Below are 20,265 nucleotides of genomic sequence, written 5' to 3'. Positions count from 1 at the left end.
CGACCGTTTTGCTATAAAATCCTGCTTATTCCGTTTCGACTTCTAACTTCTAAGCACCTGCAACCGTAATCACGTCACTTGCTTGCGCCTGCAGCAGCAGAACAGCACCATTCTGCTCAGGCTCATAAGCTTCGCCATTCAGCCGCAGCTTCCAGCCACTCTCAGCCTTCAGCTGGAACGATCCCGATTGCGTGAAGCGCAGCTCGGCTTGTGCCAAGCGGCCCTCTGCCCAAGCAAGATCAACTTCTGCTCCGCCGCGTACACGAAGACCCGTGACATGACCCGACGGCCATGCTGCCGGAAGCGCTGGCAGCAGTCGGATAAGACCCGCATGCGATTGAAGCAGCATCTCAGCTACCGCGGACGTACCGCCGAAGTTGGCATCGATCTGGAATGGCGGATGATCGCCGAACAGGTTCGGGTGAATCGACTTCGCGAGCAAGCCAGCCAAATTGGCGTACGCTTCCTCTGCATCGAATAGACGCGCCCAGAAGTGAATGATCCATGCGCGGCTCCATCCCGTGTGGCCACCACCGTGTGCCAAACGACGATCGAGCGTTTTGCGTGCTGCTTCTGCCAGCACTGGCGTTCCATCCGGCGTAATCGCATCGCCTGGATGAAGCGCGAACAGATGCGAGATATGACGGTGACCTGGTTCCGGCTCTTCATATTCTTCGGACCATTCCATAAGCGTCCCATTGCTTGCGATGCCCTGCTCTGGCATATGGGCGAGACGTTCGCGCAGATCGTCTGCAATCGGATCTTCAAGACCAAGCTTGTCGATCGAAGTAAGACAAGCCTCGAACAGCATTCGGATCATTTGCGTATCCATCGATGGACCAACACACAATGCGCCTTCGTTGCCATTCGGCAAACGGTAGCTGTTCTCAGGCGAGACGGACGGCGCAGTTACCCAGCGTCCCTGCGGGTCTCGCACCATAAAGTCCAAGAAGAACTCGGCCGATTCACGCATTGCTGGATATGCACGATCACGCAGGAATGCCGTATCTCCACTGTACAGATAATGCTCCCACATATGCAGCATCAGCCAAGCGCCGCCCATCGGCCAGAACATCGCCGGCAGCCATGTCGACACGATAGCCGTATCTGCCCACAGATTGCTCGCATGGTGAACGCAGAAGCCTCTCGCACCGTACATCACCTTCGCCGTATGGCGGCCGTTCTCGATCAGCTTATCCGTATAGTCGAACAGCGGCTCATGGCATTCGGCAAGGTTCGTCACTTCTGCAGGCCAATAGTTCATTTGAATATTAATGTTCGTGTGGTAATCCGATTCCCACGGCGGCGTCAGGAATTCGTTCCAGATGCCCTGCAGGTTCGCGGGCAGACTGCCTCTTCTTGAGCTTGAGATAAGCAAATAACGGCCATATTGGAAGAAGAGCGAGATAAAGCCCGGGTCCTCTTCGCCATCACGGAAGCGAGCTAGTCGTTCATCCGTCGGCAGCTTTTGGAGCTCATCGCTCGGATTCGAAGTTCCGCTGAGCTCCAAGCTGACACGGTCGAACAGCGCGCCATGCGCCTCGACATGGTCGCGGCGGATTGCCTCATAGCCTTTTGCCAATGCAGCATCGATTACTGCACCGCTTGCAGCAATGGGATCCGGCTGATTGTAGGTCGTCGCTGCCGCTACGTAAATAACAGCCGAATCAGCTCCCTTAACCGATACACGGTTGCCTTCAGCACTTACTTCGCCGCCAATGCTCTCCACCCGAAGCTGTGCTGCATAACGAACGCCATCTTCACCGCATTGACCGGTCATCAAGAGCCCATTGGAGCCTTGTGGAGCTGCTTCCCATGCTTCCTGACGGCTCAACTCCGCTTCGAACGAGATCGATCCTGCAAGGTCAGCAGACAAGCGATAAGCGATGACTGCATCTGGCCCGCTTACGAATGATTCGCGTGCGTACGCAACACCGCCAGCCTTATAACTAACGGTTGCAAGACCCGTTGCCAGGTCCAAGGCGCGTGCGTATGTACCCGCTTCCGGTGCTTCACCCTCAACGCTCAGCATGAGCTCGCCAAGCGTCTGATAAGGCCCCATTCCATCCGGTTTGGATACCATCGTGCGGAATGCAAGCTCCTGCGCTTTCTCCGGTTCACCCGCGAACAGCAAGCGGCGGATTTCTGGAAGATTCGGGAGCGCTTCCAAATTATCTCGTTTCTGCGGGCCGCCGAGCCACACCGATTCCTCGTTCAATTGAATGCGTTCTGCGTCTGGACGCCCGAATACCATTGCGCCAAGCTTACCATTGCCGATTGGGAATGCCTCCACCCACTGGTCGGCAGGCTTTGTATACCATAAAGTTGTATTATTCATATTATGAAGTCGTCTCCTCTATATTTGAGATACCGATAACTCTACCTACACTATACCATAGCTGTACATGGGTGAAAAGCCGCTTCCTGCAACACGTATGCATGAGAAAAGCGGAGCCATCGGGCAGCTTTGGCCTTCGAATGAGGGCTGCTTCCTTTTATTCGACAACATTCGCTATATGCAGCATTTGAGATTTTGTTTATAGTGTGGAATGTCAATAAGAAGCGTTGCGTTAATGCACTATGAATCTTCATAACTTTCTGTCTTATATGAATCTCTTGGAGGATTTGAAATGAAGAAAAAAATGATCGGTTCTTTTCTTCTTGTATTTACTGTTATGTGTTTCATGTGCTTGAATAGCATTCTTTTTGCTGCCCCTGCAAGTCAAAGTCCGGACCCGCAAAACCAGATTGCGGACAATAGTATCAAACAATCGATTTTAACGGATTATCAACAACACTATGCTTCTTCTTTGGACTCTGCTAAGAGCGATTTTAATGGATCCTCTGGTTCTTTTCAGAATGCAACCCTTGGTAATGGAATTGCATATTATCAGATTGCGGATGATCATACAGACCCATTCATTTTTGCAGGGTATATTTTCCCGATAGAACTAGATGGAAAGGAACTAGGAACAGTTTATGCAAACAATGATTCAGGCGAATGGAAAATATTTAGGGTGAACAATGTTAAAGATTATACTCAATCCGTTAATAAAGCTAAGTCGAATGTAAACACTGGAGATAAAACAAAAGTAATTGACGATATGAGATATGGCATTTCAGCCCTTTACATTAACGGTGGTGATGGTGAGCATATCGTTGATTTACATAAAGGCTCTGATTTTAAAAAGAAACCATATAGCGATTTTAAAAATTCCATTGATAAAGTAAGACTAGATAATCAGAATATGAAAAGTAAAACAAAAGATGGTGCCATACAATTCGGTAGTGGATCGGTTAACGTGAATAATAATGATAAATCAAACCATACGTATATTTATCTTCTAATTGCAGCGGTTGCATTTTTGTTTCCTGTATTTTATTTATTAAGAAATAAACGTACTGTTAAGCCATAACGGCTGAGACAGGCATAAGATGGTTCTCTTCAAAAAAGATCGCCAGCCACCCGAACAAACAAGGTGGTTAGGCGATCTTTTCCCTTTTAGTACAGTTAAGTACTTGCTATCCGATTATATCGACGATTACATGAACCATTCACGTTATCAATGCGCGTTTGCAGCGATTGCGATCTCGAATCTTTTAAGCCCAAGGATCTTTCTTCTTCGGCTGGCGTTTAATTTTATTCTGTACCTTCGGCAGGTGACGTATGCTTCTCATCATCGGACCTTTGCACATCGGACACGGCTGACCTTCGCTGCCGAATTCTTCACGGACCCACGCCTTGCATTCCGGGTTCTTACACTTGTAAATTTTCGTTGGGATTAGATCGGGTTTTACTTCCTCTTCAGACATGGGTTCAAGCTCCTTCTGTGTTCATTAACCCGACTATTATAGCCCCTCCCCGATTGAAAAATACAGTAACGACCGACCATAATCTCCAGATTCCGTCACTGCTTACATGTTTCTTTCGAATGAAATCGCTGCCATGTTCGAGTAAATAAAAGCCCGAGACATCTTCTTCAAGATGCTCGAGCCCGATTGTGATCCTACAGGACTACTCGAAAATCTTCACACGCGATTCGAGTGGTTGGAATTGTTTCTCGTTCGGCTGCGCAACTTGCTTGCCGAACGGCATTTGCGCAAACAGCTTCCATGTGGAAGGAATGTTCCATTCCTTCTGCACCGCTTCATCAATTAGCGGCTGATAGTGCTGCAGCGATGCACCGAGTCCCTCTTGTTCAAGTGCAGTCCAAACGATGTACTGGAGCATACCGGATGATTGATAAGAGTATGGCTCGAAAGCTGCTGCGTACGAAGCGAATTTGGTCTTGAGCTCTTCAATGACCGTCTGATCTTCGAAGAACAGCACCGTGCCATAACCTGCGCTGAACCCCTTCATGCGATCCTCCGTCGCTTTGAAGGAATCGCCGCCGCCTGTCTTCGCCCGAAGAATTTCGGTTGTCAGTTCCCACAGCTTGTCCGAATGTTTGTCGAACAGAACAAGAACGCGTGCGCTCTGGGAGTTGAAGGCCGATGGGCTGTACTTAACCGCTTCTTCGACGATTTGTTGGACACGGGAGTTAGGTACAACTTTTTCTTTGCTGATGCCGTAGATCGATCGACGGCTGCGGACTGCAGTAAGGAATTGTTCTGCATTGGATATGGTTGTTGTTGACATGCTTTAGCACCACCATGATGAATGTATTTGTAGGACGGACACTGGATCAGTGTGCGTCCGGAGAAGGCGAAGAATACGAGAGAAAAGCAACCAGCTGGTTATCGTAGGAAAAATTTTGCTGGGTTCAGTGTGTTTGCTGCGCTCGGAAACACTTCGCGGACAAATGTTCTGACCGATAGCTACGCTTAGGTCACTTCGCAAGCAAATGTTCTTTCGATCGCTGTTGTGTCCAGATTGTTCTGATTTGATAAGATCAGAAAAGGGTACAATCCGGACACAAAGGCGAACGCTGACGCTTCTACAGAATCATTTGCCTGCTTCGTTCCTTGCTAAAGACTTCTCCAGAACAATTTGTCCGCTTCGTGTTTTCCTCGCTTAGCTCTCACGAAGGCACTCTCCCCGCATTGCTTTGGGGAGGAGGTTTGGGCGTAGCAGCTTTTGATAGGCTGCTACGGGAATAAGACATAAGGACAAAAACCAAAGACAAAGATAAAGACAAAGATAAAGACAAAATCAAAGACCTAGGTAATGACAACGACTCAACTCACACCGACGGTGCCCGATTGGGGTGGAATGGGTGTGGTGGTGATGGATTTGTTGAACAGATGGCGAGTGATGTCAGCGACGCTGCTTGATTCGCGGAGGCGAATGAGCCAGATGGCGGATCTAAGCAGCCAGCCTGGAGGCTTAAGGATTTCTTGACCAAGCAATGTGCTCTCGGCGTCTTTGTTCATCGATAGCTTGAATCGATCAACGCTGTCTGCCTGCGAAAGACCAACTGCAAACCGCCAAGCGAAGTTGCGTGCCTGCTCCATGCTGAACCGGATAATGATGTCCGTAGCTCTGCCGCCAAGACGGTCAAGCCAGCCGATCCAAGGGGACACAGCATCGAGGTCCCCTTTCACCTCGTCAATGAGCGAGGAGAGTATGTCGTTGATGACATTAAAATCATGGTGAAGCGACTCAAGAGCGGCACCTGGGCAAGTATCAGCAGCGGCGATACCGAGATCGTAGTTGATGTGCGCATTCATACCAAGCAGCAAATGCTGAAGCACGAGCGGCTCCTGCCGCTCCGCCGCGTCGAAGGCAATACGCCAGCATAGGCTGCATTTTTCCTTGCGGGAATAAGCATCGTATGCATCTAGGAATCGGTTCGCAAATCGCACATCAAGCCGTTCCATACGAGGTCCGTCCTCGAAACGTCCGTTTATGATGCCTTCCTTTACCTGTGCGGTTACCATCCGATACAACGCTGCGAAGTAACCAATTCGACTGCCACTGTCAATCGATGACTGAATAATGGAGTCCAATCTGTCGAGCACTTCGTCAATCGTACGCGCATTGCTCATACTGCCCGTTGACCCTTCTGCCGCCATCCTAGTCCACCACCCTCTCCTACACTTCGAAAGTTTGAAGCGCCTGAAGCCTCTCATCCAACACACTAATGGTCCACTGTGTATGTTCATCCTGATAGTGACGGTAGGCGCACTCAATCCGAAGCACGAGCGTCAAGTACAGATCATACAACAGTCGGCGCTCTCGTGTATTCGGGTTGGCCGAAGGCGATGCGGCTCCGTAGCCATCAAGGAATGGCGTACTATTCGAGAAGAAGCTGAAGTAATGCTCCATGAGCGGGTCACCCCACAACGCTCGCTCGGAATCAATAAGTCCCGATATGCGGCCTTCATGAACGAACACATTGCCTTCCCACAGATCCCATAAGACGAGCTTTGGTGAAGCAACCACGTCTAAACACGATGCATGTGATTGCACGAGCGATTCAATAGCTTCATAAGGCAGCGGAAGGGTAACTTCCGCGTCAATGCCATCCTGTAAAAGCCCACCGATCATTGCAGTGAACGCCTCACGCCAAGTCGATCGACGTGAGTTCGGAAGACCGAAATAACCGAATGATTCACCGACAATCGTATTGATACGAGCATTGTATGTACCAAGCTCTCGCTCAATTCCTGTCCGTTCTATGTCACTCAGTTGATCGCGGACCGTATTGTAAGGCTTGCCTTGCAATCGCTCTTGGAAAAAATATCTTCCCGGTACGAGCTCCCGAGAATCGTCGTAAGCATACACAGCCGGTATCGGCGCATCCACCCCAGACTCATGAATGGCTCGCATCGCAGAGACTTCTGCATCCATAAGATTCACTTCGTATCGCAGCGTTCGGATCTCGTCCGACGGCGATACTTTCAATACAACTCCTCGACCATCATTCAAGTCAATGGAATAAGCCGTATTGAACCATCCATCACTTAGCTCCGCGGCTTGCAGCACGGACGTGTCACTGCCGAATGCACGCTTCACCATCTGCTCAATGACTTGATTCGTCAACCTTGTCTTCGTCACGCTTTCCACTCGATTCTCCCCCTTCGCTTGTAAACAATTTCCTACGTGATATTTATTATAGTAATGTAAAGGAAAATAAACTATCATTAATTGGATTAGCTATAGAACGATTCTGACTGTTATATTCAGTTGCCGGATGAAAATAACAACGATCAGGCAAGCTAATTTCATACATACCTTACAGGGGGAGATATTTCTTGCAACGCATCATTCAAGTGGAGGAACGTCCACCGCTGTTGACGAGCATTCCGCTCAGTTTGCAGCATCTGTTCGCGATGTTCGGTTCAACCGTACTCGTGCCTGCTTTATTCCATGTCGATGCTTCGACGATTCTGCTCATGAACGGCATCGGCACTTTACTTTATCTGCTTATTTGTAAAGGCAAAATCCCTGCCTACCTCGGTTCCAGCTTCGCGTTTATTTCGCCGGTAACCGTCGTATTAAATAACGATACGGCTGCCAACTACCCGAAAGCGCTCGGCGCCTTTATTGTCGTCGGACTTATATTCACTTTGTTCGGCTTATTGCTTAGGTGGACTGGCACCAAGTGGTTGGACATTGTTTTCCCTCCTGCTGCAATGGGTGCAATCGTCGCCGTTATCGGTCTCGAGCTTATTCCGACTGCAGCGGGGATGGCCGGCTGGATCTCCGATGGATCAGCCGATTGGGCACCTGACGCCAAATCCATAACGGTATCCGTTGTGACGCTGCTCATTATTATGATCGGCTCCGTCGCCTTCCGCGGGTTTATGAAGATCATTCCGATTCTGACCGGCTTCGTGCTTGGTTATGTGCTCGCATGGATTCTCGGCATTACGGATTTCACAGGTGTCGAAACGGCAAGTGTAATTGCTTCACCAACATTCACATGGCCCGAATTCGATATGTCCGCGATCATTACCATTCTGCCAGCAGCGTTCGTCGTCATCGCCGAGCATATCGGTCACTTGATCGTGACGGAAAAAATCGTAGACCGCGACCTAACGCGCGATCCCGGCTTGCATCGCTCACTGCTTGGCAACGGTATCTCGACGATTCTGTCCGGCTTCGTCGGCTCCACACCGAACACTACGTACGGCGAAAATATCGGCGTTATGACGCTGACTCGCGTCTTCTCCGTATTCGTCATCGGCGGCGCAGCCGTATTCGCGATTCTGCTCGCCTTCCTCGGCAAACTGTCTGCTCTTATCGCGGCAGTTCCAAACGCTGTGTTAGGCGGTGTATCGCTCATGCTATTCGGCGTAATCGCAGCAGCCGGTATTCGTATGCTTGTTGACACGAAGGTCGACTACGGCAATCCACGCAACATTGCACTTACGACAATCGTACTCGTGCTTGGCATCAGCGGCACGACATTGAAGTTCGGCAACTTCGCACTCAAAGGTATGGTGCTCGCCACCGTTGCGGCAATCGTGCTCAGCCTGCTGTTCGCTTTCTTCGAACGCATCAAACTGATTTCGAATGACGAGCATGACGAGAAAAGTTCGAGTCATTAATTCCACACAAGAAAGCCGAAGCTGCACACGCCATGTGCCGCTTCGGCTTTCTTTATTTAGTAGACAGCTTCTCGTACATCCGCTTGAGCATCGTTGCCTCTGCCCACAGAGGCAGCGGATCGTTCAGCTTCATTTTCCACGACTTATCGGTCAGCAGACCTTGCGTATACAACCATTCCACAGCATCAATACGCCATTGGGGCGTTCCTGTCGGATACTCCGATGTGACGTCTGGAACGGAAGTTGTCGGCACCTCAGGTTCCGCGGGAGTAGTAACCACAGGGACTGCTGCTAATTGCAGAGCCTGCCCGATTCCAAGCGCTATGGCATCACACAGCTTATCGACGACAGCGGCATTGTTCAGCAGTGCAGCATCATCAGCTTGATCGACGAACAAATTCTCGATCAGAATGGCAGGCATCTTCGTCTCGCGAATAACGGCAAAGTTTGCTTCCTTCTTGCCACGATCATTCACACCAACCGTGCTCAAATACGCCATGATTGCAGCATGCACCACATCTTGCTTCTTCCCAGATTCTTGAGCACGCGTGCCGTTGTATACGTAAGATTCGAAGCCGCGGCCACCCGATGCATTGTGGTGGAGCGAGACAAAATAATCCGCTTTCCAATTGTTCGCCATCTCAGCCCGCTCCTTCAGCGGAATGAAGATGTCCGTGTCACGGGTCATCTTGACCTGCACGACATACTTGGAGAGTAGACGGTCGCGAACCTTGAGGGCAATGCTGAGCGCCCGGTCCTTCTCCACGATGCCGAAGCCTTGGGCGCCAGAATCGGTTCCGCCATGACCAGCATCAAGCACAACAATCGGGCCTGTTGCGACAGGCGCTATAGCTGCCGGGATCGTTGCGTACAGCTTTATAATATTTTGTCCATAGCTATCCCCTGCTTGCATCGCCGCTGTAAGCGAGCTGTACTTCGTCTTGTCGTAGCCAGGCACAGCCCATGTGCCCGCCAAGTCTTCCCAGTTCTTCGCAGACCCTCTCGTCACGAGGCCAAATCTCGTATCGATCACCGTCTCGCCAGCGGGTAATGAACCGCTCGTCGCATACGCATACAAATGTTGAATTTGCGCCGTTACCCCAGCCGTTATCGTCGGAAACGAATTGCCTGCAACGCCGCCTGTCGCACCCAATCCAGCAAAATTGTTCTGCTCCGCCTTCACGTCCCCACCGAATCGAAACCAATTCGTCTCATGAATCGATTGTACGAACGCCACATCGCCTCTTACTCCATACTTCGCCCCAATGCTAAGGAAGGCTGCAGCAATCTCTTCCTTGAATGCAGGATTCACTTTCTTCACGAATTGCACGAGCTCGTCTTTCGTCCGCACGCTTGTCCCTAATATCGGATTTCGCGCAGTTGAATCATTACCAGTTGCCATCCGCCATCACCTCTTGCATCTATTCTATATGGCTAGAATATGTGTACAGAGAGGCATTCGGAACTACCAATTGGTTATTCGTCTGTAAAATTTCGGACAAGCGTTATCGATGGCACGATACTGTGGTGGAATAAGTCACGAGAGATGATGCCGCTGCCTCTGCCGGATGGCTTCTTGCGGATGACGATAACTGCGTCCAGCTTAGGTGCAACGATAAGATACTGACCCCCATGCCCATAGGCAAAATAAAACGGGCCGCTCGCCTCATCTCCCTCGTCTACCCACCAATGACCGCCGTATTCGCCATATATGCGAGGCTCATAATGCTTAAGCGCCTTATGATGCGACTTTGTTGTCTGCTCCAGCCATCCCTGTGAAACGAATGATGTGCCATTTAACCGCCCGCCTCGTAAGCAGAGCAAGCCCAGCTTCGCAAGGTCACGAGAGCCTAGATGAAGGCCGGTCCCGCCTTCATTGATTCCGTTGTTCGAGCTCCAAGCTGCATGGCTGATTGCCAGCGGTTCGAACAAACGTGTCGATGCATATTGCATCGCACTTTCGCCTGTCGCTTGGGACAAGATGGCTGACAGCATGTGCGAACCCCCGCTGTTGTAGCAGAACACTTTGCCAGGGTCATGCAGCATCGGTACGCCGGCGGAATACGCTACCCAATCCTCACTCTTGCGCATGGCACGATAAGGCTTATCGAAGTCGGCCCATTCCAATCCCGAAGTCATCGTTAGAAGATGACCAACCGTTATATGTTGAACCCGTTCGTCATCAGCTCGGTGAAGCGGTTCAATCCATTTGGCAGCAGGCTCCTCCATCCCTTGAAGAAGGCCTTCATCGGTAGCGATGCCGATCAGAAGCGATAAGACGCTCTTCGTGCAGGAGAAAAGCGGTTCGACGCGATCCTCGTCAAGGTCATGCCATTCCCACGCAAGAGCGTCGTCCTTCACGAGGACGACGCTCTTCATGCCAAACGAACGAAAGGTTCGGGACGTCCGCCCAAGCCGTTCTTCATCGATATTCGCTTCCTTCGCACTCACGATGGGCAGAATCGCATTATCTGCATCTGTATATTCAGATCGTGTCACGATCATTAGTGTCTGCCTCCTCGGGAGATTATGACTTCTGAATGCCTGCGATATAGGCGCGAATCATATAACGGAAGCTCTCATCTCGATCAATCGCCATATTGAAGCCTCCACTGAGTATTAGCGAAGTATAACCGTGAAGGAGACTCCGAAATCCCCTCACTGCATGAATAATCTCAGCTTCAACCGCCGATGACAAGTAAGGCCGGAGCCCGTTCGAGACAAGCTCTACCAGCTCGGCAGCTTTCTGCTGTATCTCTTCGGTATGCTCTCGCGTGTTGATATTGATCGTTGCTTCATACAAGCCGGGATGCTTCATCGCATACTGGGCATAAGCAATGGCCAATCCAGGCACGGCATCCGAATCTGATTGCTTCTGTTTCGAGAGTGCTTCCTGCATGGCTTCGTGTAAACCTTGCAAGCCAAGCAAAGTTAGCTTATTGCGAATCTCAGGCAATCCGTTGACATGATTGTATAACGATGGCGGACGGACGTTCAATTGCTTCGCTAATGTGGCTAGTGTAACCGATTGAAGACCTGTTTCATCAGCAATAGTTGCAGCGGCTTGCATGATGACTGCATCATCTAATCCAACTCTTGGGCTCACGATCCGATTCTCCCTTGCGCAGATGCTGCAGCAGGAAGCGCTCGTTCCGCCACCGCGATCGCTGCTGCCATCGCTTGCGCTGGTTGGCGCACCATTGCGCCATGACCGATAGCGAGCAGTTCAGGCAGCAGTGCGAGCAGCCGCTTCGCGCTTGCTACCGCCTCTTCTTTGCTCCATGTCGCCATCGCTGGGAATGGAAAGCGCAGCTGCATTTTGCCCGCTACGGCCATACCGCCTCTTGTCTGCATCGCATCACCTGCAATCAGCGTACGACTGCTCTCCTGCCACAACGCGATATGACCTGGCGTATGGCCCGGCGTTGAGATTACCGTTAACGAACCAACCTTATCGCCTGGCTGCAGCTCGACATCAGGCACCGTACGTATAGCACCTTGCTTAGGCACGCTGCCTTTGATCGGCTGCTGGGGCTCATTCGCATCAAGCGAGCGGTCACCGCGAAGCAGACGCGCATCACGTGCTGAGATGTAGACTTTGACTTGAGGCAGCTGCTGTTTAAGTAAATCGAGAGCCCCAATATGATCCCCATGCGCATGGGTTAACACGATACGTGTGATTGGTTTGCCAATAACAGCTGCGGCTTGCATGATGGGCTTTGCGCTGAAGGGCATTGCACAATCAATAAGCGTCAGTCCATCCTCTTCCTCCACCAAGTAGCAATTCATTGGCATGAGATGGGGCAAGAAAGTCAGCTGCGTAAGTGCACCTGTTGTCGTTGTTTTCATATCGTTATCCTCCCTCGATTCAGAAAACTAATACCATTAGTTTCACTATAACTAATGGTATTAGTTTTAGCAATAGGCGATTGCCAACTTTTTGTGGGAGCTAGTACGACATGGGGTTAGAATCTTGATTGCGATACAGCTTAAGACCATTCATAACGTAGGGACGAACAATGTTTAAAAGCAAATCGGTCCGATCCATTTTCCCAACTGTTAACCAATGAAGTGCTGCACCATAAATTGCTGCGCCTGTCATGGCCGAAACGAGCTCTGTATCGTCATGATCTGCTCGATAGAGGGTATCCCCTTTCACTAAAATACTTACAATCGTCTGCTGCAACATTTTCTTTATCTTGTCATCTACAATCGCAGCCATCGATTTGGAATCCATTCTGCATAGCTGATAAAAATCTATGATGTACCGGTATGTGAGCAAGATCAGTTGATCACATATCTCACCTGTAAGCTCATGTGCATCCATCACTTCTTTTGGAGTCATCTCGCGAAAAGCCTGTTCTGTGATCTCTTCCAGCAAAGCATACTTATCTTCATAATGGGCATAGAAGGTAGCTCGGTTAATGGTAGCCCTCTGTGCGATATCGTTGATGGTTATTGAATCAAATCCTTTACTCCGCAGCAATGCTCTGAATGATTCCCTTATTAACTGGCGCGTGCGCAAAACCCTTGGATCTTGCTGATTTACCATATCCATGCCCCCATATTAAACATCAAATATCCAAATGTGTTGTCTATGCAACTTTCCACTTCATCTGCCAGTTGAATTCATACGAATGCGGTTCTAATATCTTATCGAACCGTTGTTGCTTAAACAATCTCCCGAAAGGAAGGATCATCCATGAACACACAAAAACAAATTAGACTTTTAATAATTGGCGCGGGTGTGATTGGTAGTGTATACGCGCTCCGATTTGCGCAGTACGGACTGGACGTCACGATACTGGCACGAGGAAAGAGACTGGATACGCTGAGAAGGAACGGACTCGAATACAACCATAATGGAACCATAAAGAAAATATCGATAAACACGATCGAAAAGCTTGATAACGACGACATTTATGATTTCATTTTCATTCCTGTACGATATGATCAGGCCGAGTCCGCCCTGTCTGCAATCCAAAATAATAAGAGCGAAACCATTGTCACCTTGACTAATACCATCAAATACGACAACTGGCTGGAAATCGTGGGAGACCGGTTACTCCCAGGATTTCCGGGTGCAGGCGGAGACATCAAAGATGGTGTTTTGTACGCGCAATTCGGTTCCGAAAAACATCAAGGAACCATTTTTGGTGAAATTAATGGACTGAGGACCGAAAGGGTAAAGAAGCTTGCCACAATATTCGAATTGGTAGATTTGCATTATGAAATACAAAATGACATTCAAGCATTCCATGTTTCGCATACTGCGTTGGCTATTGTAAACAAGCATTTCTATACAAAAGACGGTATGGTGGATATAGAGACAGCAAGAAGCGAAAGCGTGCTAAGCAAGATAGCCGTAGATATTAAACAAAACATTCGTTTGATAGAACAAGCCGGAATTCCGGTCATTCCACCCAAAACGAAGGTACTGGGAGAATGGTCTGACTGCGACATCATTACATGGTACCGACAGATGCTAAGCAATGACTTTATAATTGATGTAAAACTTGGGGATCATGCTGTCAGCCAAAAATCAGAAATTATGTTACTAGATGAATTGTTTCATAAAAAATTCGAACAAAAAGGCAGCTGATCAGACGATCAGCTGCCTTTTTTCTCAACTAAAACTACCTTGAGCCTTCCTGCCTCAACATGTTCCTTCAGAAAATGTAACGCCTCAGCCGTTTCCGGTAGGAAACTAACCGTTACCCTTCTTCCTAGCGAATAACCAGATTGCGCACAGGACTGCTAATCCGGCAGTACCAAACATGCTGAAGAATGTACTCCGGTCCCCCGTACCCAAATACATTAGTCCGTGCGCGGCCGACGAAACGACGCAAATCAAAATCACCCATTTTAATACCTTATCCATCATCCTGATCTTCTCCTCCCGTTCCGCTATTTTAGTACGTCCACTTGCTCGATATTGCGAATCGATATATAGGCGACGGCCGCACCGAGGAGTGCCAAACTAATCGGTACCGCTATAATGGAATACATGCTGAATCCGTCGACGTTCTGACAGACGAACACCACCGCGATGAGCGACGACACGATAGTAGCCGCGCCGGAATGATTACGCATGCCGAAGTACAGCGGAATCAAGCTTAAGAAGCTGGTCGCGAGCGCACTCATGACGATCGTCAGCAGCGAATGGGCTGCATCGAACCAAGTGAACGGCTCCGAAACAACGGACGCAAACACATTCAATACATAAAAGCCAACATCAACAAACAGGTTCCCAACAATATCCGCAGCCAGCGTAAACAATACGATGATGAGCAGCTTAGCTGCGATGAGCTTTTTGCGGCTGATCGGATACATGAACAACACCGTGATCGATTTGTTGCGGAACTCGTCAATGACGAGCTGTGATATGAGTACCGCTGCGAACACAATGTAGGTCCCGCGAATGAGCGTATCAATAACAGAGAACACGTTATCGTAATCCGCAAAAAGCAGCCCTTCTTCTTCCATCCCCTCCGTTAAACTGATGATGCAGATTATACCTAATATCACGACGTTAACGAGCATCGACGCTCGAATGTAATTGCCTATACGAATCTTACGCATTTCAAGCTTCATGAGCTTAAGCAACGATGCCACCCCCATTCAGGATGGACAGGAAATAATCCTCGAGGGAACCCTTTTTCTTATGAACCCCGTCGATCTCGACATCGTGCAGCACCAGAAGCTTCAGCATCTCGCTTTGCGGAATGTGGCAATCGTAAATCCGGATATGTCCTCCATCCGTGACACGAACATTGGATATATGCAAATGATTTTCAAGCACATAAGCCGCTTTACTACTATCGTTCGTAGTGATTTCGATATACTCCACCGTTTGCTTGGCGATATGATCCATCGAAACCTCCTGCAGCAGCTTACCATCGTTCATGACGGCGATCGTGTCGGCGATCAGCTCGATTTCCCCGAGAATATGGCTCGAAATCAGGATCGTGATCCCATATTGCTTGCACAGCATTTTGAACAGATCGCGAAGCTCCTTGATGCCTAATGGATCGAGGCCGTTTATCGGCTCATCGAGTATAAGCAGCTCCGGTTTCGTCGTGATCGCCCGTGCGATGGCAAGCCGCTGCTTCATCCCCAGTGAAAACTCCTTTACCGCTTTCTTCTCGATCCCCTTCAAATTCACCAGCTCAAGCGCCTCATCGATCGATTTTTTATTATGGTAGCCCATATATTCGCAGTGTAGATCTAAATTATCGCGAGCAGTCATCTTTTCATAAAAAATCGGGTTTTCGATGATCGTGCCCATCCGCCCCAGCTGCCGATACGACGTATCTGTAAGCCGTTCGCCGAAAATTTCGATCTCGCCCGCCGTCGGCTTGACCAAGTTGGTGATCATTTTCATGACCGTTGATTTGCCCGCTCCGTTCGGACCCAGCATGCCGTATATTTCGCCTTGCTTGATATTCAAATTGACGTTCGAAACAACTTCCTTGCCCCTATAAGTCCGGGTCAGCTGTTTCGTTCTTAAGATATACGTCATCGTTCAATGCCTCCTTCGTTCTATCCTAGCTTTATCTTAAGCATCGAACTCTGCTTTTTTCTTACCGAATTCTTACAAATTTCTTAAGCTGTAAAAGCGGTTCTTTTCAGCTTGATCGTAAACATCGTTTTCTCGTAAGGCTTGCTATAGATACGAATCGTCCCTCCTTGTGCTTCAACCAACCTTTTCGTAATAGTCAGCCCCAGTCCGCTGCCTTGATACGATTTGTTACGGGAGTCCTCCAGCGTGTACATCCGCTCGAACACCCGATCCTGATGCAGCTCGTCAATTCCTTTGCCTCGGTCCCATATATCCACGTAAACAAAATCGTTGTCGGCCCGCAATGTTAATCCGATCGTCATTCCCTCCCCGCCATGCTGAATCGCATTGGCGATCAAATTGTTCAGGACACGGTCCAGCGCTTCTTCGTTCCCCCAGACAAGCAGCGGCTTGTCTGGGATTTCGATGGAGACCTCGAATCCTTTGACCGTCAGCGTGTCATAGAAAGCCAGCATATTTTTTCCGCAAATATCATTCATGTGAATCTGGGAAAGCGGAATCGGCTTGTCCCCCGACTCGAGTCTCGCCAAATCGAAAAACTGACGGATCAGCTCCAGTACTTCGTTTGCCTTGGCGTGCACCCTAGACAACAGTACCTTACGCTCCTCCGCGCTCATATCCGGGTCCAAATTGATCGTTTCGATATAACCAAGTACGACGGTAAGCGGCGTCTTCAAATCGTGCGAAATGTTCGAGGTCATTTTCCGCATCGACTGCTCCATCTTCAGGAAATTGGCTTCCCTCTGCTGGTTGTATTCCAGCAAATGATTGATTTCGATTAAGAGAGGTATTATGGCACGATCGTCCGTAAAAACGAGCAGCTTCTCGCTTGTTCCGCCAGCAATAATTTCGTTTAATTTGTTATGAATTTGCATTAGGCTGGAGCTTCTTGTTCGAGCGGTGAAATATTGAATTACAATGATTGCAGTCAGAATGACGACGAGCACAGCTAGTGCGATCACCATGTCATTGTCCTTCCCACTTGTAGCCGATGCCCCACAGCGTCTTGATATACCGGGGCTCGGACGGCTGGTCTTCGATTTTTTCACGCAACCGGCGGATATGGACGTTAATGACGTTTTCATCCCCGTAATATTCGTCGTTCCATATAAAACCGTACAGCTGCGCCTTCGTGAACACACGATTCGGGTTCGTTACGAACAGCTTTAAGATTTCGAATTCTTTGGCCGTCAGCTTCAGATCGACATCATTTTTTGACGCTGAAAAATTGTCCAGATCAATGCGCAGTACGCCGAACGACAGTACTTTAGCCGACGGAGTCACCTGATTTGAAGCCGTTGTGGCGGCCGGTCCCGCATTCGAATACTTCGTGGCGCGGCGAATCGCCGCTTTGATCCGAGCGGATACTTCAATGAGGGAAAACGGCTTCGCGATGTAATCGTCGGCGCCGAAGCCGAGTCCGATCGCCTTATCGACGTCGCTGTCCTTCGCCGACATGATAAGGATCGGCACCGAGCTGTTTTCTCGGATCAGCTTAATCACCTCAATGCCGTCCAGCTTCGGCATCATAATATCGACAATGACGATATCGAAGGCGCTTTGCCGAAACAGGACAATTCCGTCCAGCCCGTTATACGCTGCCGAGACGTCGTAGCCTTCTTTGACCAAATAATTTCGCAGCATTTCGACGATTTGGGTATCGTCCTCGATCAGCAGTATGTTATGCGGCATCATGTTCTCCCCTTCATTGCCACGGGTCAGACCTCATACAAAGTCTTCCACTTACCATAAATATACTATAAATTTAATTAGTGTTGTTAGATATTGTTAGATACATTCCTCCTAGAACCACCAGAGTTGCAATCTATTTTGATCACACGAATCCATAGAATGATAATGAATGAAATAGAAAACACGCTTTGCCCTATCAGCAAAGCGCGTCTCATTATTTGTTCAATTCTACGTTTGAATCAAATCCAGGTTCACCTAATAAATTCATAAACAGGGATTTTTTGAGCGTACTGCTGTGACCCTTGCATATGCTGCAAGATTCCTGCCAGATAGTCCTCCAGCTCTGTCTCGCAACCTTCCTTACACATTGTGCTAATATAAATCGTTTCCCCAATCATAACCACATTCGTAGAGGTGTGCTCGAAAGTAAATGCATCCGATTCGTGTTCTGTTCTCGTAATCCGATTCGGATCTTCCAACACAGCGCCTTGCAGATGATTGTAGATAGCCAGATAGTTATAGGATGGAATATTCATATGATGCAGATCAACCGTGCTTAGAGCCGCAGCCACATTCGGATAATTGGATTGAATCGCTTTGTTGTCCAGCAAGGAGGCTATGTTAATATTATGCGCCCTTAAGAAATCGATTTTGTTGGTGATGTTCTCATGAAGCGCGGCATCCCGTCCGGTATCTATAACACAAGGCAGGAGATCAATGAATTCCCCGATATAATCGTAATATTCCTGTTCCATAAGCTTTCTGCCCGTGTGTACAACAAATACAGGAATTTGGGCTTCCGGGAAAAAGAATCGCATAACCGCGGTATAAATCTCACCGCTTAATCTCCACATCTGTTCCTGACTGCCGCTTATGTCTAAATCTCGCATATTGAATTGATATTCAACCGTCCGGAAGGTCACTCCTTGGGTCATATGCCGATAATTTCGGACGGCCGCAGCGAACAAGTCCAGCTCCAGCGTGTTTATGATTTCATCTTCCGTGATGTGGCGCGGACCCATTCCGGTTTGCTGAATATAATTGAAATAATCATAAGGCTGTACTTCCTGATCTCTGGCCGATTCGCTATCTTCGTAACAAGCCAGCAGCTGGTTGCAGAAGCTTTCGTTGCTCATCCCGTCAAAAATCAGGTGGGTGCAAGGCATTAGAAGGGTGAAGCTGCCCTCATTCTTCTTCAACAGAATCAGACCATGACTCAGGCTGTCTCCGGTGTACCTCTCTTCTTCATAAAAAGCTCGGTATAATTGCCGGACCCCGTCTGTGATTATGCCCTTCATCTGTTTGGACATGTAAGTCAAATCTACCAGTGGAATGCGAACAGCGGAAGGAACATCGACGACCACAATATGCTCGCTGTCTGGACGGATATCAATCTTTGAACGGAGCAATGGATGAAGCCTTAACATCTGGAGCAATGCCTGTTCCAGTCTTCCGACATCCAGTCGGCGATCAAAATTCAACTCTGCATAACTGGATCGTACCCCCAAAATAAAGGATACTTTCTGAATGGATGACAACGGATATCTAGTGACCTCCGGCTGCGCCAGCCAATTAGAAGCGTATTCCTTCATCCTGTCCGATGCCAGCTGCACATAATGATTCACATCAGCCGGATAATGTTTGTCCATCAGCCTATCCAGTCCGCTTCCATCTGCAATGTGCAAATCCTGATAAATAGAAAACGGTAAGAGAACTGTCGGAACTAACAAGGGGTGAGAATCTTGAATCCGGTTGATCATCTCCTCTTTGGAGAGGACATAGACTTCATCTTTTACAAAAACAGCGGTCTCCTGGCCGGACTCATCTACCAGTACACGCACTTCTTCTCCAATGAGTTGTTCAAGCTGCTCGTTCAGGGCGTGTACGTCCAGCACCTCTTGGGTTCTTGCTTGTCCTGACTCCACTGTCTTAAGACAGTCGGCCAATGCGGACACTGTGCTGTTTTTCAATAAATCCAACAACGATAATGAATACCCGTGACTGCGGACTCTTGAAATTACGCCAATGGCCTTGAGGGAATTACCGCCCAGTTCAAAGAAAGAATCGTCTATCCCGATGCGTTCCATTCCCAATATCTGCTCGAAGATCTCCGCCAACATCGCTTCCTCTGCGTTACGCGGCGCCGTATACTCACTTCCGACACTAAATACCGGCTCCGGCAGTTTTCTCCGGTCCAGCTTGCCGTTCACCGTTACCGGCAGCTTCTCTACCTCTATAATGCGGCTCGGAATCATATAGTCCGGCAGCTGCCTTTGCAGCGCCTTCTTAATCTCACCCGGCTCGAGTCCTTCCGCTTCCGTTGTCTTCACGACATACGCGCAGATATAAGGGTCTGCCGCCGCATCTTTCCGAATGATCACCGCCGCATCGCGGATGCCCGCCTGCTGGATCAGTACCTGTTCAATTTCGCCCAGCTCTATCCGGTAACCACGGATTTTCACCTGCTCATCCATTCGTCCCAGATATTCCATACT

18 protein-coding genes are annotated in these 20,265 nt (G+C 49.0%); 3 read left to right on the top strand and 15 right to left on the bottom strand.

Annotated elements, in window-relative coordinates:
- Positions 1 to 49 precede the first annotated feature (49 nt).
- Positions 50 to 2,338, bottom strand: coding sequence for a glycoside hydrolase family 95 protein (locus DFQ01_RS24625; protein WP_110046610.1), 2,289 nt, complete (start codon positions 2,336 to 2,338; stop codon positions 50 to 52).
- 292 nt (positions 2,339 to 2,630) lie between these two features.
- Here DFQ01_RS24625 and DFQ01_RS24620 point away from each other — a divergent pair, with 292 nt between their 5' ends.
- On the top strand, positions 2,631 to 3,416 hold the full coding sequence (locus tag DFQ01_RS24620; RefSeq protein WP_110046609.1) for a hypothetical protein: 786 nt from the start codon (positions 2,631 to 2,633) through the stop codon (positions 3,414 to 3,416).
- 184 nt (positions 3,417 to 3,600) lie between these two features.
- Here the strand turns inward: DFQ01_RS24620 and DFQ01_RS24615 are convergent, their stop codons facing one another.
- The 4 genes from DFQ01_RS24615 to DFQ01_RS24600 all read right to left on the bottom strand — a co-directional run bounded on the left by DFQ01_RS24615 (position 3,601) and on the right by DFQ01_RS24600 (position 7,009).
- Entirely contained in the window at positions 3,601 to 3,813 is a 213-nt protein-coding gene (locus DFQ01_RS24615; protein ID WP_110046608.1) for a cold-inducible protein YdjO-related protein, read from the bottom strand.
- Positions 3,814 to 4,015: 202 nt separating this feature from the next.
- Positions 4,016 to 4,639 (bottom strand): nitroreductase family protein, encoded by a 624-nt coding sequence (locus DFQ01_RS24610; RefSeq protein ID WP_110046607.1) that lies wholly within the window; start codon positions 4,637 to 4,639, stop codon positions 4,016 to 4,018.
- A gap of 539 nt (positions 4,640 to 5,178) precedes the next feature.
- Complete coding sequence (locus DFQ01_RS24605; protein ID WP_110046606.1) at positions 5,179 to 6,015, bottom strand: DUF5995 family protein; 837 nt, start codon at positions 6,013 to 6,015, stop codon at positions 5,179 to 5,181.
- A 19-nt stretch (positions 6,016 to 6,034) separates the two neighbouring features.
- On the bottom strand, positions 6,035 to 7,009 hold the full coding sequence (locus DFQ01_RS24600) for a phosphotransferase family protein (RefSeq protein WP_174812705.1): 975 nt from the start codon (positions 7,007 to 7,009) through the stop codon (positions 6,035 to 6,037).
- A gap of 188 nt (positions 7,010 to 7,197) precedes the next feature.
- Between DFQ01_RS24600 and uraA the strand changes: the two genes are divergently transcribed.
- A complete protein-coding gene (gene uraA / locus DFQ01_RS24595) occupies positions 7,198 to 8,496 on the top strand; it encodes a uracil permease (RefSeq protein ID WP_110046604.1) in 1,299 nt (432 codons plus the stop codon).
- 52 nt (positions 8,497 to 8,548) lie between these two features.
- Here uraA and DFQ01_RS24590 read toward each other — a convergent pair whose 3' ends face one another.
- From DFQ01_RS24590 to DFQ01_RS24570, 5 genes are all read right to left on the bottom strand, one after another.
- A complete protein-coding gene (locus tag DFQ01_RS24590; RefSeq protein WP_110046603.1) occupies positions 8,549 to 9,898 on the bottom strand; it encodes an N-acetylmuramoyl-L-alanine amidase in 1,350 nt (449 codons plus the stop codon).
- Positions 9,899 to 9,972: 74 nt separating this feature from the next.
- A complete protein-coding gene (locus DFQ01_RS24585) occupies positions 9,973 to 11,001 on the bottom strand; it encodes a serine hydrolase domain-containing protein (RefSeq protein ID WP_110046602.1) in 1,029 nt (342 codons plus the stop codon).
- 22 nt (positions 11,002 to 11,023) lie between these two features.
- Positions 11,024 to 11,602 carry a TetR/AcrR family transcriptional regulator gene (locus tag DFQ01_RS24580; protein WP_110046601.1) on the bottom strand — a complete coding sequence of 193 codons (579 nt, stop codon included), beginning with the start codon at positions 11,600 to 11,602 and terminating at the stop codon, positions 11,024 to 11,026.
- Entirely contained in the window at positions 11,599 to 12,345 is a 747-nt protein-coding gene (locus tag DFQ01_RS24575) for an MBL fold metallo-hydrolase (RefSeq protein ID WP_110046600.1), read from the bottom strand. The genes DFQ01_RS24580 and DFQ01_RS24575 overlap by 4 nt, the downstream gene beginning before the upstream one ends.
- A gap of 100 nt (positions 12,346 to 12,445) precedes the next feature.
- Positions 12,446 to 13,048, bottom strand: a complete 603-nt coding sequence (locus DFQ01_RS24570; protein ID WP_110046599.1) for a TetR/AcrR family transcriptional regulator — start codon at positions 13,046 to 13,048, stop codon at positions 12,446 to 12,448.
- Between the two features lie 150 nt (positions 13,049 to 13,198).
- Between DFQ01_RS24570 and DFQ01_RS24565 the strand changes: the two genes are divergently transcribed.
- The gene (locus DFQ01_RS24565; RefSeq protein WP_110046598.1) at positions 13,199 to 14,098 is read left to right on the top strand and encodes a ketopantoate reductase family protein; all 900 of its coding nucleotides are present in this window, start codon (positions 13,199 to 13,201) and stop codon (positions 14,096 to 14,098) included.
- Between the two features lie 305 nt (positions 14,099 to 14,403).
- Here DFQ01_RS24565 and DFQ01_RS24560 read toward each other — a convergent pair whose 3' ends face one another.
- The 5 genes from DFQ01_RS24560 to DFQ01_RS24540 form a co-directional block, all read right to left on the bottom strand.
- Entirely contained in the window at positions 14,404 to 15,102 is a 699-nt protein-coding gene (locus DFQ01_RS24560) for an ABC transporter permease (RefSeq protein ID WP_245946867.1), read from the bottom strand.
- A complete protein-coding gene (locus tag DFQ01_RS24555) occupies positions 15,095 to 16,018 on the bottom strand; it encodes an ABC transporter ATP-binding protein (protein WP_110046597.1) in 924 nt (307 codons plus the stop codon). Before DFQ01_RS24555 ends, DFQ01_RS24560 begins: the two co-directional genes overlap by 8 nt.
- Before the next feature lie 83 nt (positions 16,019 to 16,101).
- On the bottom strand, positions 16,102 to 17,043 hold the full coding sequence (locus DFQ01_RS24550; protein ID WP_110046596.1) for a sensor histidine kinase: 942 nt from the start codon (positions 17,041 to 17,043) through the stop codon (positions 16,102 to 16,104).
- A 1-nt stretch (position 17,044) separates the two neighbouring features.
- Positions 17,045 to 17,770: a response regulator transcription factor gene (locus tag DFQ01_RS24545; protein ID WP_110046661.1), complete on the bottom strand. Its 726-nt coding sequence runs from the start codon at positions 17,768 to 17,770 to the stop codon at positions 17,045 to 17,047.
- 251 nt (positions 17,771 to 18,021) lie between these two features.
- Positions 18,022 to 20,265, bottom strand: a 2,244-nt coding sequence (locus tag DFQ01_RS24540; protein ID WP_245946866.1) for a phosphopantetheine-binding protein, incomplete at its 5' end; no start/stop codon positions are given.

This window comes from Paenibacillus cellulosilyticus (assembly GCF_003182255.1).
In the GTDB taxonomy this organism is placed as follows: domain Bacteria; phylum Bacillota; class Bacilli; order Paenibacillales; family Paenibacillaceae; genus Paenibacillus_T; species Paenibacillus_T cellulosilyticus.
Note: the sequence above shows the minus strand (reverse complement) of the source record. Positions and strands in the feature narration are given on the sequence as shown.

Excerpts from the sequence above, each read along its gene's own strand:
- DFQ01_RS24625 (WP_110046610.1), bottom strand. The coding sequence starts at position 2,338 with ATGAATAATACAACTTTATGGTATACAAAGCCTGCCGACCAGTGGGTG.
- DFQ01_RS24620 (WP_110046609.1), top strand. The coding sequence starts at position 2,631 with ATGAAGAAAAAAATGATCGGTTCTTTTCTTCTTGTATTTACTGTTATG.
- DFQ01_RS24615 (WP_110046608.1), bottom strand. The coding sequence starts at position 3,813 with ATGTCTGAAGAGGAAGTAAAACCCGATCTAATCCCAACGAAAATTTAC.
- DFQ01_RS24610 (WP_110046607.1), bottom strand. The coding sequence starts at position 4,639 with ATGTCAACAACAACCATATCCAATGCAGAACAATTCCTTACTGCAGTC.
- DFQ01_RS24605 (WP_110046606.1), bottom strand. The coding sequence starts at position 6,015 with ATGGCGGCAGAAGGGTCAACGGGCAGTATGAGCAATGCGCGTACGATT.
- DFQ01_RS24590 (WP_110046603.1), bottom strand. The coding sequence starts at position 9,898 with ATGGCAACTGGTAATGATTCAACTGCGCGAAATCCGATATTAGGGACA.
- DFQ01_RS24585 (WP_110046602.1), bottom strand. The coding sequence starts at position 11,001 with ATGATCGTGACACGATCTGAATATACAGATGCAGATAATGCGATTCTG.
- DFQ01_RS24575 (WP_110046600.1), bottom strand. The coding sequence starts at position 12,345 with ATGAAAACAACGACAACAGGTGCACTTACGCAGCTGACTTTCTTGCCC.
- DFQ01_RS24570 (WP_110046599.1), bottom strand. The coding sequence starts at position 13,048 with ATGGTAAATCAGCAAGATCCAAGGGTTTTGCGCACGCGCCAGTTAATA.
- DFQ01_RS24565 (WP_110046598.1), top strand. The coding sequence starts at position 13,199 with ATGAACACACAAAAACAAATTAGACTTTTAATAATTGGCGCGGGTGTG.
- DFQ01_RS24555 (WP_110046597.1), bottom strand. The coding sequence starts at position 16,018 with ATGACGTATATCTTAAGAACGAAACAGCTGACCCGGACTTATAGGGGC.
- DFQ01_RS24550 (WP_110046596.1), bottom strand. The coding sequence starts at position 17,043 with ATGGTGATCGCACTAGCTGTGCTCGTCGTCATTCTGACTGCAATCATT.
- DFQ01_RS24545 (WP_110046661.1), bottom strand. The coding sequence starts at position 17,770 with ATGCCGCATAACATACTGCTGATCGAGGACGATACCCAAATCGTCGAA.